The organism is Providencia sp. PROV255 (assembly GCF_028478065.1).
Lineage (GTDB): Bacteria > Pseudomonadota > Gammaproteobacteria > Enterobacterales > Enterobacteriaceae > Providencia > Providencia rettgeri.
This window is the reverse complement of sequence record NZ_JAMPMI010000009.1, coordinates 385,178-400,823: the sequence shown is the minus strand read 5'-3', so window position 1 is coordinate 400,823 and position 15,646 is coordinate 385,178. Positions and strand designations below refer to the sequence as shown.

The window sequence follows — 15,646 nt, the reverse complement described above, 5'->3', positions numbered from 1 at the left end:
AACCGTCGCCACGTAATGAAAAATTCATTGTTTGTACCAGCACCTTGATATCAATGGTATTTTGAAGCTAAAGAAAACTGTCTTGACACTGATATTGATAGCTCTCAAATGAAATGAACCGGCCTAATAGCTTGGTATTTTCCCCCAGTTCTATCGGCTAAGATATTAAGTTTAGAAAGTTGTATTCTTATTGCTTATATAATCCCTGTAAAAGATAATGATAGCTATTATATTTATTTTATTATTTGTTTAATGATTGTTAATGGAATTATTTTTTATAAAATGTAATTCTTGATATGTGGAGATGCTCTTATATAACATAGGTAAATAAAAGGATTTAATTATATGTTTAATAATAGTTGTTTATTAAAAAATTCCATTTATAAAATGGATGAAATTAAAAAAAATAATAATTTTCTAATTATTAATACAGAATCATTATTAATAATTCGCCAAATAAAACAAATTTTACTGAGAACAGTGCAAGAGATGGGCTATGATACAGTTAACTCTAATTTAGTTGCACAAGTACTGCGTGATAGTCGTTTAAAATCTGGATTATTTGGCAGTATGCCACTTAAAAATAGTCCAGCAAGTCCTGATGTTAAGAACTTTCTTGCAGACACATTATCGTTTACCCGCTTGCATGCGATTAGTGGGGATAGCATGACAACAATGGGTAAAATACCACCTTATGGACGTGCACACTTAGTTAAAATTGGTCCGAATAGTTATGCGGTTGAATATAGATATGAGCCTTCAAGCATCTCGCCTTCATTAGCATTCCATGCTTATTTTTTAGGTTATAACGGGGCTAATCAGTCCAGTGCAACGCCTGCTTATGTTGATATACCTATTCAGGCTGCTGAGGATAGTTTTTTATTCACGGGCTCTTTAACAGGGTGCTCCGTTATTGTTACTAAGCTGAATGAAACAACCTATCGTGTTTATCATGATGGCCGTGTGAATAGTTCTATATTGTATGATAATGTTGTAATGGCATTTGATTATATGGACTACCAAGTTCCAGGCTCTGATAAAGGCCTTGCGATGGCGTATATGTATTTTAAGGATGGCCATTGGCGGTTATTATTACAAAAGCAAGAATATGAATTGATCAATGGAACACCTATTCCTAAGCTACGTAACAACGAAAGTTCTATGATAGGTTATTATGTTGATAATCAATTTTCCGAGAAACAATTAGAAAAATTCAATCGATATCGCCATGCATCACAAAATAAATTAAAAGAAATAGCAAAGGAATTTGGTATAAATACGGACCAGGTTTCAGAAGGTGAATATATTGATGGGGGGTTTTCGCTGGAGAACTCAGCAATAAAATCATGGGTTGATTTAAATGGCAAGGTTAAAAAGAAAATTTATGATAAAATCAATCAATTAATTAAACAAATTGATGATTTTAAAGTTGAATTAAACAATCTAAAGAGTAAGTCAATACGAAGTAATGACGAAAATATAAGGATCGATAAATTAATATCAATTCTGGAAATAAAAAAAATTATTAAAAATTACTATTCTCAAAAACATTTATCGATATTAACTGAGTCATTATCTGTAGAAAGAAGCTGGTTATGGCTACAAATAAAAAATAAGACTGGAATTGACTCTGTTGTTCAAGTCGTAAATGAAGAACTTGGTAACGGTGTTACGAATATAGCGCTAAATAAAGAATATAAATTGGCGGTGATGCGAGATCGTAATATTGCTAATGATAAATTTAATGAAGGTTATGATAACTATAATAAAACTGATATTCGAGGCTTTAATCAAGAAATGACTTCATCAGAGATGATGGCTCTATATTTAAATCCTGAATTGAGTGTGACAGAACGTGGCGCATTGTATAGGCATATTCAAAATACGATAGATAACGAAGGTCGTCATCAAATTTTAGAAAATACGAGGGAAATAAATGAATTATTTAAGAGAGAGGGCAGTATAAATTCTAGGCTATCCCCCCAAGATTTTTATTTACCTTTAATGGGAGATATGTCAGATGGTCGCTGTTATCCGCTTGTTAGAGCTATGGCTGTTGCATTAGAGGAGAATGGGCCAAATGGTAGTAATGTACTACTCGACAAACTCTTTTTAGCTGCCGCATCACCAACAGATAACAGCTCAATTCTATTAAAAAAATCATTAATAAGGCTTCATTCAAATATTGAAGCGGTACAGTCTTCGAGTTCTCAAGGTAACCTAGATTTAAATGCTATTGAGGCTAGATTAACTGAGGGGAATGCAACGAAAATGTATGCCTTAAATAGCCAGAAGCATGCGATGATGTTGGGGAAAATTGTATATGAAGATAGTGTAACCTATTATTTTTACGATCCTAATTTCGGTATATTCACATTTGAAAGTAGTCATAAACTTTTTTCAGCTCTAAATAAGTTTATGATAAATAAAAAAATGGCTAAATTATATGTTGCTTTAGGCTCTGATTCGAAACCTATTTTTGAATTAATTTCTATTGATGTTGACGGGATGAGAAATGTGGCAGTGGGCGGGGGATTAGTCGTATCAGATTTATCTAATACAGATGATTTGAATCTTGTTGCTGAAAGGCGTAAAAATACGATTAAATTTATTGAAAATCAAATACGAATCACTAAAGAGTTAAATATAAAAGCATCGTTAACAATTTTGACCGCTGAACGATGGGGGGACAAAATTGAGAGAGTATTTAATGAGATATCTGAACAGTATCAATTAGATGAAACATGGTTACCTAATTTTTCTAGTATAGAAATGACTGAGGAGGGAAAATACCGCATTCAATTTATTAATAAAGACATCGCATTTCGAGAGCGCTGGATTGAAACAACAGATAGTACTTTGATGGAATTTAAAGAGTACTTTAATGAAAATATAAATACATTTGAACAAAGCTACGAATTTCACCATTCTGAATTACGGCGCCGAGGTGGCATAGGTAATGCGGAACATGTTGATGGAATGAACATGGGAATGGCCGTTCACGCATTAATTCAGTGGGCTGCGAATAAAAATAGACAAAACATAAGCAGTGGCATGTCATCAAATTTAGCGGAAGCATTAAAAATTCATGCTTATGTCACTTATAGTATGATGGCGCATGGTGCAGTAAATGATGTGACAAAGGTTGTAAAGTTAGTTAAAACGCTTTGGTGTGAGGAGGCGGGAATTACCCACTCTGCGATGAAGACTTTTTCATCATCATTTGCCCGGGTAGCTAATGAAGGGATCGGTACTGTTTTTCAAGGCGCAATGGTTGGGTTTGATATTTATGAATTAACACATGCAGAAAATGATCCACAAAAGGCTGTATTTGGAACTCAGCTGGCATTCGATTCAGCAAGTTTACTATTAAGTGGTGCAACAATTGGTGCAGGTATTGTCGGAGCTACAGAGGCAGCTGCTGTATTTGGTGGTGTGGGTGTGATTGTTGGTGGCCTCGGAATTGGAATTGTGGGACTAGCACGTGCATATGCTGAAATTGGCGAGCATGCGAAAGAAGTTGGGGTCTACTTCCAACATTTAGATGATGCGTATAGTGGGAATGGATTTGATTATCAAATAGATAATAAAAGTGGTAAACGGATCTTAGTTCCACGTCCTTTGGCTGTATTTGATCGTATTGACTTACGCTCAAAAAAAATTAACTTTGATAGCCAGTATCTCTACCGTACACAGCCCCATCGCAGTGGAAATGGTAGTGGGCGCAAAGATTATATTGCTTGGGCAGCGTATCTTCCCTATTCGGTGGTTGATAAAAAACAAGCCATTAATATTCGAGAAGGACTTGGTTATCAGAGCAAGCATGACATTCCATTTCAAGAGACAGATACCGTTATTTTACCAGGGGTGCCAAAGTCATATATTAATTATTCTTTTAATCTATTTCCAGGTGCATTGACTCGTTATGATTATGGTTTTAATGTTTTGCGGAGATTAGAAGAAACAGATAAATTTGATTATGATTTTTATTCTTTTCCTGGTGAGTATATTATAACTAGAATTTATCATGAATATGTCAGTACCAAAACAAATATTATTTTACCCATAAATAAAGCACATATTGCCGTGCCTAAAATATCCAGTGAATGGTATGGGAAACTATCTTATAACCTTAGCGGAGCGGGTGGTGAATATATTATTAGTATTAACCATGGTGTTAATATTACATTAATAAATGATTCAAATTTTAAGCATAATTCAAAATGGGTTATTGATACAAGTTTGATTGATGGCGGTGATCCTACAGTAGAAGTTAATGATGGTTATCTAAGAATTGGCAGTTTAAATATAAATATTGATCCAAGTGCCTTATCTGATCAAGTTATTTTAGTTAATTCAGAGCATGAAGTTCGTGAGGTAGATTTTAAAAATAAACTCATTCAAGTTATCAGAGAGGATGGTCGACAGTGGAGTAATAAAGGCCAGTCAATTGAACAGCACCTAAATGAATTGGCTGATAAACACCAATTGCACGGTAACTTTATTGTAGTTGATGATTATATATATGGTAAGAAAAATGTTGGGAGAGCTTTTTATGAGGTCGCAACAAAAAGAATGCTTTTTACTAATTCAATAAATAAAATCTATCATTCGCCTACACTCGGAACTATTGATGCAGAGTATGCCTATTTCTTTTCTCAGGAAGAAAATATTATTTGGCGGAGCAATATTAATAATGGTGGTCAACTCGATAATAATTATTATTTAGCTGATGAGAAATCATCACCGTTTAAAGTACATAAGCTATGGAGGGAGCATGAAAATATTTATTTTAGTTTAACTCATCATGATAATAATGACGAAATTTTCACTAAATATAAAATAGATGGAAAAAAATCTGAACTCGTTAATATTTTTAATAGTAGTAAGCTGTTAGAATATTTAGCGAATTCACCAACAAAAATAAATAGTTCGGGATACCATATTTTAAAAATGTATTATAATGTACCTAATGATCGTTACAGTCAAAATCTTAGCGAAGTAGAATCTGATAAGTTAGATTTTTCTACGTTAAATCTTGCAAAGATAGTAACTATTGATGGTAAAGATGAAAATGGTATCAATCGTCGTTATTGGCTACGTCGTGACACAAATACTTTAATTAAGGTTAACCTTGGTGTAAATAAATATACAAAGGTTGTTGAAAACCCTGCTGATTTAACACTTGTTGGTAGTTTAATTGACGACAGTGAAACGGAAGTGTTCTTTTTCTATAGTAAAGAAAAAGATAGATTATATCGTCAAGAAGGCTTGGGGCAAGATGTATTTGATATCAACAATCCAACAACAAAGGTTATCACACAAGAAATATACGGACACTCAATCCCGATTACACAAATAAACACTGTTTTTAATTGGAATGGAAATATTATTGTTATAAGAAAGTCAGGAAAGATACAGCAAGTTAATGCGGATGGTAGTATAGATATAGTCGCATTTAATGAGCATTGGTTAAAAACATTAGATTCATCTAATTGGTTATCAAAGCTTGACGACAACTATAATGGAACAAAACAGGCAATTGCTTTATTGGGATTAAGGCGCTCAGATGAGAGTATCATTCCTGCATGGTACTTTGATCGCAAATTTATTATTGCTCACTCTTTGTTATCAGAACATGAGCTACAATTTTTAGGATTTGATTCAGATAATCAAAACGGGTTTATATTTGATAGAAATACCGGTAAATTATATAGTCAGCAAGTTGTTAATATTGATACTATGCGACATTCATTCGGTGTTATTAATACCTATATGAGTTCAAATAATAATATAGCTGATAGCATTAAAATATACCCAGAGTTAGTATTTAAAAATATTAAGAAAATTGATAATGGCTTCATGATGCTAACGGATAAGAACGAAATACTTTATCAGCCTGACAATGGAACAAAAGAATCGAACAAGATAGGCGCTTCATTTGTAATTAAAGGAACGCATGAGGCAGATATCATTAATCCATCTAAAATAGCTCATGTTGATACATTAATATTAAGTGGTGGAGAAGGGGGGGATACATATGAATTTAGTGTAGATGCTTGGAAAGCTTATCGTGCCATTATTATTGATAATAACGCAAAAGATAATGCTGTAGATGATATTATTATACCGTCAGTTGACAATTGGAGAAAGATGTTCATTAACCGGCAAGGTAATGATCTCATTATTACAGATATCCATAATGACACATCGTTAATATTACGTGAAGTCTATGGTTCAAAATCTGAGTCTTATCGCCACTTGATGATTAAAATAGCGCAGGAGCATGATTATATAGTACTCGATAATCTAGTTAACAAGCTAAAGGAAAATTACGGATTAATGTATTTATCGACATATTTTAATGAAAGAGCAAAACGACAGTCAGACTCTACCGATATTATAGATTTATTAACGGACAGAATAAATTTTATGCGTCACATAGAACAATTAAATGTAGATATTATGCTAGACGGAAAAAATGAACGAACTGAACTTATGCCAATTGGCTTATCAAGCCAAATTAATTTGGCTTGATTTTTTATTTTTGTCCACTGGGATGATGTATTAGAGCGCATTATAGGAATCAGCATTTAGATAAAAAAAGAGCCACATTTAGTGGCTCTTTTTGTCATTCATCAGCGTTTATTGAGCTGTTGGTGGGTGACTGTGTTCAATGTCCTCTGATTTCTTCGAGAAACGGCGACGGATCACCACGAAGAATACAGGAACGAAGAAGATAGCCAGCGAGGTTGCTGCGAACATACCCCCAAGAACACCAGTACCTACTGAGTTCTGGGATGCAGAACCTGCACCATTACTAAATACCAGTGGGATAACACCTAACATAAATGCTAGAGATGTCATCAGAATTGGTCGTAAACGCATTTTAACTGCATTCAGTGTTGCTTCGACTAACCCTTTGCCTTCTTTTTCCATCAAGTCTTTGGCGAATTCAACAATCAATATTGCGTTTTTCGCCGATAGCCCAATGGTGGTTAAGAGGCCCACTTTAAAGTAAACGTCGTTGTCTAAACCACGAACACTGGTGAACAATAACGCACCAATAATACCTAATGGAACCACTAACATAACTGAGAATGGAACAGACCAGCTTTCATATAGAGCAGCCAGACACAGGAATACCACTATCAAAGAAATCGCATACAGTGCAGGGGCTTGGTTACCTGCTAAACGTTCTTGATAAGACATACCCGTCCACTCGTAACCAATTCCTTCAGGCAGGTTTTCAGTGGTGAGTTTTTCCATTAACAGCATCGCATCACCCGTACTTTGTCCCGGAGCTGCTTGGCCTTGAATATTCATCGCAGGGACACCGTTATAACGTTCTAAACGTGGTGAACCATACTTCCAAGGATCTTTGGATTCGTCCATAAATGCAGAGAACGGAACCATTTTACCTTGGTTATTACGAACATACAGGTTACTGATGTCAGAAGGTAACATACGGCTTTCTGCGTCACCTTGTACGTAAACTTTCTTCACACGACCACGGTCGATAAAGTCATTCACGTAGCTTCCACCAAACATAGAACTCAATGTTGCGTTGATATCACTGATAGCGACACCTTGAGCCTGTGCTTTTTGTTGGTCAATATAAATACGGTATTGCGAGGTATCATCCTGACCATTTGGGCGAACACCTTGAAGCATTTCTGGGTGCTGAGCCGCCAATCCAAGCAACTGGTTACGGGCTTGCATTAGTTTATCATGCCCCAAGTTACCTTTATCAACTAACTCAAAGTCAAACCCGTCTGCGGTACCTAACTCAACAATTGCGGGTAGGTTAAAGGCGTAAATCAATGCTTCTTGTTTTTTTGATAGTGCGATATTCGCACGCTGTACAATCGCATCAACGTGGTTTTCATCGCCTTTACGTTCGCTCCAATTTTTCAGAACGACGAAGGCAAGACCCATATTTTGTCCTTGACCTGCGAAGCTAAAGCCCCCAACGGTAAAGACCGATTCAACGTTTTTAGCTTCTTCGGTATGGTAGTAGTTATTCACTTCATCTAGTACCGCTTGGGTTTGTTCTTGCGTTGATCCCGGTGGTAATTGGATCATTGACAAGAATACCCCCTGGTCTTCCGCCGGTAAGAAGGAAGACGGTAAGCGAACGAACATGAACGCCATACCAACCACTAACAGCAGGTAAATGACGAGATAACGACCAGTACCGTTAAGCATACGGCTTACACTGTCGGTGTAGTGGTGTGCTTGTTTTTCAAATGTACGGTTAAACCACCCAAAGAACCCTTTCTGGCTACCATGGCTGCCTTTTTCAATTGGCTTCAACATGGTGGCGCACAGTGCTGGCGTTAAGATCATCGCAACCAGTACTGATAAGATCATGGAGGATACAATGGTAATTGAGAACTGACGGTAAATTGCCCCTGTAGAACCCCCAAAGAAGGCCATAGGGATAAATACCGCAGACAGCACCATTGCAATACCGACTAACGCACCTTGGATTTGACCCATTGATTTTTTGGTCGCTTCTTTTGGTGATAAGCCTTCTTCTTGCATAACACGCTCAACGTTCTCAACAACAACGATGGCGTCATCGACGAGAAGCCCGATGGCGAGTACCATCGCAAACATGGTCAACGTGTTTATGGAATAACCAAATGCCGACAAGATAGCAAAGGTACCTAACAATACGACAGGTACTGCAATCGTTGGTATCAGTGTTGCACGGATGTTTTGTAGGAACAAATACATTACAACAACAACCAGCATGATTGCTTCTACTAACGTTTTAACCACTTCGTTAATTGAAATTTTAACGAATGGGGTTGTATCGTATGGATAAACAATCTCTAACCCTTGAGGGAAGAAAGGTTTCATTTCCTCAAGCGCGGCACGAACGTTATTAGACGTATCTAATGCGTTCGCTCCCGTTGCCAGTTTAATACCGATACCTGCTGCTGGCTTACCATTAAAGCGGGCAATCGTACTATAGTTTTCAGCACCTAATTGGACCTCAGCAACATCCTTAATACGTACTTGTGAACCATCTTGGTTTACACGTAATAAAATATTGCTAAATTCTTCAGGGCTATTTAACCGTGTCTGCGCAATGATAGAAACGTTTAAACGCTGATTTGCTACAGATGGTGAACCACCGAGTTGTCCTGCTGCGACTTGGTTATTTTGAACCTTGATCGCATTAATGACATCTGTGGTGGTCATGTTGTACTTAACAAGTTGCTCTGGTTTTAGCCAAATACGCATTGCATATTGGGTACCGAACAGTTGAGTTTCACCTACACCGTTAACTCGGCTAAGTGGGTCTTTAATATTTGACCCTACATAGTCGGCAATATCATATTGCCCCATTGAGCCATCGTTAGAAACGAAACCCGCAACCATTAAGAATGAACTAGTTGATTTATCGACACTAATACCTTGTTGCTGAACTTCTTGTGGCAACAATGGCATCGCCAGTTGCAATTTGTTTTGCACTTGTACTTGCGCGATATCACCATCAGTTCCTGCTTCAAATGTCAGCGTAATGCTAGCAGAACCTGATGAATCACTGCTCGATGACATATATACCAAGTTATCGATACCGTTCATGTTCTGTTCGATAACCTGCGTTACTGTATTTTGTACCGTCTCAGCATCCGCTCCCGGATAGTTAGCTGAAATAGAAACAGCCGGTGGCGCGATGGTCGGGTACTGCGAAACAGGTAACTGGATAATTGCCAACAGACCAGCAAGCATGGTGATAATAGCAATTACCCACGCAAAAATTGGTCTTTCTATAAAAAACTTAGGCATTAATCAGCCGCTCCCTTATTTAGACTTTTCTTCAGGTTTTGCCTGATTGTCTATGGATTGCGTTTCTAAGTTTGCTTCCTTAGGATTCACAACAATTCCTGGTTTGATTTTTTGTAAGCCGATGACAATGACACGATCACCTGCTTTTAGACCTTCAGTTACCAGCCATTTGTTGCCAACTGCTTGTCCTGCTTTAACTTTTCTGACTTCAACTTTATTCTCAGCGTCAACAACCATGACTTGAGAAGTTCCTTGAGCCGTACGAGATAAACCTTGTTGCGGAACTAGAATCGCATTATCAATAACACCATCTTCTAATACAGCACGAACAAACATACCTGGAAGTAATTCTTTGTTCGGGTTAGGGAACATGGCTCTCATCGTGATAGACCCTGTTGTTTCATCAACAGTGACATCAGAGAATTCCAGAACACCTTTTTGTGCGTATTCTTGACCGTTGTTGTTGATCAAGCTGACAGGTGCTTTTCCTGATTCCCGCTGTACAGCGCCTTTCGCTATCTCATTTTTGAGGCGTAAGAAATCGTCACTTGATTGTGTTACGTCAACATAGATAGGATCAAGTTGCTGAACACGCATTAATTCAGTGGTTTGCCCTGTTGATACTAAAGCCCCTTCAGTCACATTCGATTTGCCAGTACGGCCGCTAATCGGTGCAGTCACTTTGGTATAATTCAGGTTGATACGTGCAGTTTCAACCGCCGCTTCAGCCGCTTTGACGGCAGCGAGTGCTTGCGCATAGGTTGACGTTGCTTGGTCGTATTCCTGACGACTAATGTAATTAGTCCCTAACAATGGTTTATAACGCTTCACCGTTAATGCAGCCAGATTCGCATTAGCTTGTGCTTTTGCTAGCTCCGCTTTTGCGCTGTCATAGGTTGCTTGGAATGGTGCCGGGTCAATTTGGTATAAAGATGTCCCTGCTTCTACGTCGCTACCTTCTTTATAGTTGCGCTTCAATATGATGCCACTAACCTGAGGGCGAACCTCGGCAACACGAAATGCGGATGTTCGGCCTGGTAACTCGGTTTTGAGCGTCAGAGGTTCGGCTTTAAGCGTAACAATTCCTACTTCAGGCGCCGGGCGTTCTCCGCCACCTTGTTGTTCATCGTTACAACCGGATAGAGCCAAGCCACCTGAAAGAACTAACAGAGCCAGAGGTAACACCCCTCTGTTTTTTCGCATAAGTTAACCTCAATTAATCAATATGAGTTCAAAACAAAAATAAGAAAAATGGTAAACAATATGATTTATCACTGTGCTATAGTACAAACATACACGAATGTATGTAAATCAGCTTTCGATAGAAACGGGTCACAATGGCACGAAAAACTAAACAACAGGCTGAAGAAACCCGTCAGGAAATATTAGATGCTGCCATCAAAACATTCTCTGAACGAGGAGTTTCTGCCACATCATTAGCCGATATTGCAAAAGCAGCGGGGGTTACCCGAGGTGCAATATATTGGCATTTCAAAAACAAAGTTGATCTCTTTTATCAAGCTTGTGAATTTGGTGATAACCAAATAGTACAAGCCGAAGAATATTATCGTTCTAAATATACCAACGATCCACTTTCAATACTAAGAGAATTATTAGTTTATATTTTGACTGATTTTATTGAAAGCCCTAAAAACCGCGCTTTGATGGAAATTTTCTTTTTGAAGTGCGAATTAGTTGGCGAAATGGCAGAGTTAGTTGATTTTAAACGCGCTAATTACGTCGCAAGCCAATGCCGAATTGTGGATAACTTGACTGCCTGTATTGATGCGGGGCAGCTTCCAGCAGACCTTGATGTGGAGTGTGCCGCGATTATGATCCGTTCATTAATGTCTGGTTTGTTAGAAAACTGGCTACTCCAATCAGAAAATTTTAATATTAATCAACATACAATTACATTGGTTGATACACTATTAGAAACACTAAAATGTAATACCGCGATCCGGTTAAAATCCATTCAAACTGAATAAGTGGAGTCCGACATGACCTCTATCTTGATTATTGCCAATGGAGCACCTTACGGCAGTGAAACATTGTTCAACTCATTGCGATTAGCGATAACGTTAAAAGAGCAAGAGCCACAGTTAGATTTAAAAATTTTTCTGATGTCAGATGCAGTGACAGCAGGTTTAGCGGCTCAAAAGCCTAAAGAAGGCTACAACCTTCAACAAATGTTAGAGATTTTAACGGCACAAAATGTTCCCGTTAAATTATGCAAAACTTGTACAGATGCCCGTGGTGTGAGTGAATTAACCCTTGCTGATGGTGTTGAAGTTGGTACATTGGTCGAGCTTGCAAGCTGGACATTAACGGCTGATAAAGTATTAACTTTCTAATATTCTACGTAAAATGTGTTTGGTTAGGTAAAATTAGGTGCTGATAGGCTGTTATCGGCACTTTGTTTAATTAAGCAACGTATTATTCGTATAAAGGAATGCCATTATGATGAAACAACAATGGAAGTGGCAGCAGTTAGTATCAATCATACTGTTCTTTTTCATCGCATCTTTTTCCAGCTCAATTACGGCACTAACGTCAAATAACTTACCTGATAAGAATGAAATTAAAAGTGCACTCAATGCATTGAATAAAAAAAACTCACTCAGTGAGGAAGATAAACTTGTTCTCGCCGATCTGGAAAAAACCTCAGATTTTTATGACGAACTGGATAAACTCGAACAACGAACGGCTGATCTGCAAAAAAAACTCAGTAGCGCGAGTGAAGAATCAAAACAAGCTGCACAAGGTTTGTTGCAAATAAAAAATGAAAATGAACAACTCACCGAAAATTTCCTACGAAAAATACAATATAGCTCTCTTTCACAATTAGAAGCATTACAAACCTCTTACTTAGAAAATCTGCAAACAGAACAAAATGACCTCGCAACCTATAGTAGCCAATTAATTGGCTTACAAACGCAGCCTGAAAGGGCACAAGCGATGATGTTGGAAAATGCGAGACGATTGCAGGAAATTCGTAATGAGCTAAATAGTTCATTAAATGAATCTGTGAATTTAAGGCCGACTCAAATCACAATGCTGCAAGTTGAACAGTACTTATTACAGCAGCAAAATGAATATCAAAAACGTATTCTAGAGGCTAACACTCAATTACAAGATGTACTGCAAAAACAGCGTGATTATACCGCAGCATATATTGAACAATTGGAACATCATATTCAGCAAGTACAAAATGCTATTAGTCATCGCCGCCTAAATGACTCCCAATCAACGGTGCGTGAAGCATTAAGTACTTCTGAAACCGATATCAAAGCTCAACAAAATCCCCTTATTCAAAAAGAAATTGCGATTAATAATGCGCTGAGCGACCGGTTAATTACAGTGACAGAAAATAGCAATAAATTGGTTCAAAATGGTATCCGTGTAAAAACCTGGCTTGAAAGAGCGACACAGTCAGAACGAAATTTAAAAGAACAAATTAATGTATTACGCGGTAGCTTATTGCTTTCACGAATTTTGTTTCAACAACAAATTGACTTACCACCTGATATTCTAACGAAAAATTTACCCACAACGATCGCCGATTTGCGGCTTGAACAATTTGATGTTAACCAACAACGTGATGAACTTTACCAACCTAATGATTATATTACGAAGTTGGAACAGCAATTTGAGATAAAAACTGGGGATGAGCTTACCAATAGCACATTATTATCAACGGAAGATAAATCCACGTTATTGAAACTATTGGAAGTTCGTCGTGGGTTATTAGATGAACTTAACCAGCAGCTTGGCGGGCAAATTTCGCAAGCAATCAACCTACAACTGGATCAAAACCAATTATTGAGTGTAGTGGGGTCGCTTGAAAATACCTTGGCACAGCAAATATTTTGGGTGAATAGTAATAAACCGATTGATTTGGAATGGGTGAAAGCTTTTCCTGAAGCCGCAGCGACACAAATTAATAGCTTTGATTTTAGTTTATCAAACCGCAGCATTAAACGGGGCGTGAGTAATTCACTGTTAGTGGTTATTCCACTTGTTTTGGTCGCGCTACTGTTTATTTGGTTTAATCGTAAAATTAATAGCCGATTGCAAGATATTGACCAACGGCTTTCAAGTTTGCGCAATGATAGCGTACTAAGTACGCCATTTGCGATTCTGCTGACATTAATGCAAACATTGCCTATTTCACTGTTTTTACTCGCATTTGGTTACTGGTTTTTGAAAACAGGGAATGTACAAGGCCCATTTTTCTGGCAGTTCAGCCAACAGTTAGCGATATTTTGGGCGTTATTTGAGCTGACGTTTCGTGTGTTGAAACCCCAAGGTATTGCACAAAAACATTTTGGTATTGAAAAAGAGAAAATATCTCAAACACGACGTGGAATGATTAGGCTATCGATTCCTCTGGTGCCACTTATTTTCTTTTCCACTTATGGCGTTAGCAACCCACTGAAAGTGTCTGAGGACGTGATTGGCCAATTAATTGTGCTAGTTTCTCTTATACTGTTGTGTATTTTTACAATCCCATTTTGTAAACAGGTTTGGCAAGAGAAAGGTAGTCACTTAACGCGCAGTATTGTCATGACATTACTGACATTTTCGCCATTAATTTTAGTGGGCTTAATGATGGCGGGGTATTACTACACCACATTGCGTTTGGCCAATCGTTGGTTAGATAGCCTCTATCTTCTACTCCTGTGGTATATCACTTACAATGCTTGCTTAAGGGGACTAACACTGGTGGCTCGTAAGTTGGCATATCAACGTGCTATAGAACGTCGTGCGATGTTGAAGCAAGAAGATGTTGAAAACGAACCCATTAAAGAGCCACCCATGACCATCGAGTTGATTAGCCAGCAATCGCTACGCCTGACAACGATGGTGTTGTTTATTATCTTTGCGTTAGCGTTTTATGCAATTTGGTCTGACTTCATCACCATTTTCTCTTTCTTAGATAGCGTGAACTTGTGGAGCTACACCGCCACATCGGCAGAAGGGGGAAATATTTTACAATTCGTAACCTTAGCGAATTTAATATTGGCTCTTGTGATCATCATTGTGTCTTGGGTGATGACGCGAAATCTCCCTGGGTTACTGGAAGTATTGGTGTTATCACGGTTAAAACTCCGTCAGGGTTCTACTTATGCTATTACGACAATATTAACTTATATTATCGTGGGGATTGGCGCGATTGCCTCGTTAGGGATGATTGGCGTGACATGGAACAAATTGCAATGGTTAGCCGCTGCTTTAACCGTCGGGTTAGGGTTTGGCTTACAGGAAATTTTTGCTAACTTTGTCTCAGGGATCATTTTACTATTCGAACGGCCGATCCGTATTGGAGACACTGTTACGATTGGCACCTACTCAGGAACGGTAAGTAAAATTCGTATCCGGGCAACCACTATTGTCGATTTTGATCGTAAAGAAGTGATCATTCCGAATAAAGCTTTTGTGACTGAGCGGTTGATCAACTGGTCGCTATCAGACACCGTCACGCGCATCACGATTGCGATCGGCGTGGCTTATGGTTCAGATCTGGATAAAGTGAAGCGGGTTTTATTATCGGCAGCAACCAGCAATAACAAGGTGATGACCGAACCCGCTCCTAATGTCTATTTCACCAGTTTTGGCGCCAGTACGTTAGATCATGAATTACGTTTTTATGTGCGGCAAATTGGTGACCGTGGCGTGACAAGTGATGAAGTGAACCGCGCGATAGACAAATTATGTCGAGAAAATGACATTGATATTGCATTCAACCAGTTAGAGGTTCATTTGCATAATAATAAAGGTGATGAAGTGCAAGAAGTGAAGCGAAGACCTAAAGATAGTGATGGTGAAACGCACTAGACCC

6 protein-coding genes are annotated in these 15,646 nt (G+C 38.1%); 4 read left to right on the top strand and 2 right to left on the bottom strand.

The genetic code is table 11. The annotated features are described in order from the left end of the window. Positions 1–345 precede the first annotated feature (345 nt). The gene (locus PR725_RS11090; RefSeq protein ID WP_272569016.1) at positions 346–6,537 is read left to right on the top strand and encodes a TcdA/TcdB pore-forming domain-containing protein; all 6,192 of its coding nucleotides are present in this window, start codon (positions 346–348) and stop codon (positions 6,535–6,537) included. Between the two features lie 108 nt (positions 6,538–6,645). Here PR725_RS11090 and PR725_RS11085 read toward each other — a convergent pair whose 3' ends face one another. Next, entirely contained in the window at positions 6,646–9,804 is a 3,159-nt protein-coding gene (locus PR725_RS11085) for an efflux RND transporter permease subunit (protein WP_109912056.1), read from the bottom strand. A gap of 15 nt (positions 9,805–9,819) precedes the next feature. Next, positions 9,820–11,007 carry an efflux RND transporter periplasmic adaptor subunit gene (locus tag PR725_RS11080; RefSeq protein ID WP_004913654.1) on the bottom strand — a complete coding sequence of 396 codons (1,188 nt, stop codon included), beginning with the start codon at positions 11,005–11,007 and terminating at the stop codon, positions 9,820–9,822. A gap of 134 nt (positions 11,008–11,141) precedes the next feature. Here PR725_RS11080 and acrR point away from each other — a divergent pair, with 134 nt between their 5' ends. The 3 genes from acrR (at position 11,142) to mscK (ending at position 15,642) form a co-directional block, all read left to right on the top strand. Further along, on the top strand, positions 11,142–11,792 hold the full coding sequence (acrR, locus tag PR725_RS11075; protein ID WP_272569013.1) for a multidrug efflux transporter transcriptional repressor AcrR: 651 nt from the start codon (positions 11,142–11,144) through the stop codon (positions 11,790–11,792). Between the two features lie 12 nt (positions 11,793–11,804). Further along, on the top strand, positions 11,805–12,158 hold the full coding sequence (locus PR725_RS11070) for a DsrE/DsrF/TusD sulfur relay family protein (RefSeq protein WP_004913652.1): 354 nt from the start codon (positions 11,805–11,807) through the stop codon (positions 12,156–12,158). A gap of 106 nt (positions 12,159–12,264) precedes the next feature. Then, entirely contained in the window at positions 12,265–15,642 is a 3,378-nt protein-coding gene (gene mscK / locus PR725_RS11065) for a mechanosensitive channel MscK (protein ID WP_272569010.1), read from the top strand. The last annotated feature ends 4 nt before the right edge of the window (positions 15,643–15,646 follow it).

Excerpts from the sequence above, each read along its gene's own strand:
- PR725_RS11090 (WP_272569016.1), top strand. The coding sequence starts at position 346 with ATGTTTAATAATAGTTGTTTATTAAAAAATTCCATTTATAAAATGGAT.
- PR725_RS11085 (WP_109912056.1), bottom strand. The coding sequence starts at position 9,804 with ATGCCTAAGTTTTTTATAGAAAGACCAATTTTTGCGTGGGTAATTGCT.
- PR725_RS11080 (WP_004913654.1), bottom strand. The coding sequence starts at position 11,007 with ATGCGAAAAAACAGAGGGGTGTTACCTCTGGCTCTGTTAGTTCTTTCA.
- acrR (WP_272569013.1), top strand. The coding sequence starts at position 11,142 with ATGGCACGAAAAACTAAACAACAGGCTGAAGAAACCCGTCAGGAAATA.
- PR725_RS11070 (WP_004913652.1), top strand. The coding sequence starts at position 11,805 with ATGACCTCTATCTTGATTATTGCCAATGGAGCACCTTACGGCAGTGAA.
- mscK (WP_272569010.1), top strand. The coding sequence starts at position 12,265 with ATGATGAAACAACAATGGAAGTGGCAGCAGTTAGTATCAATCATACTG.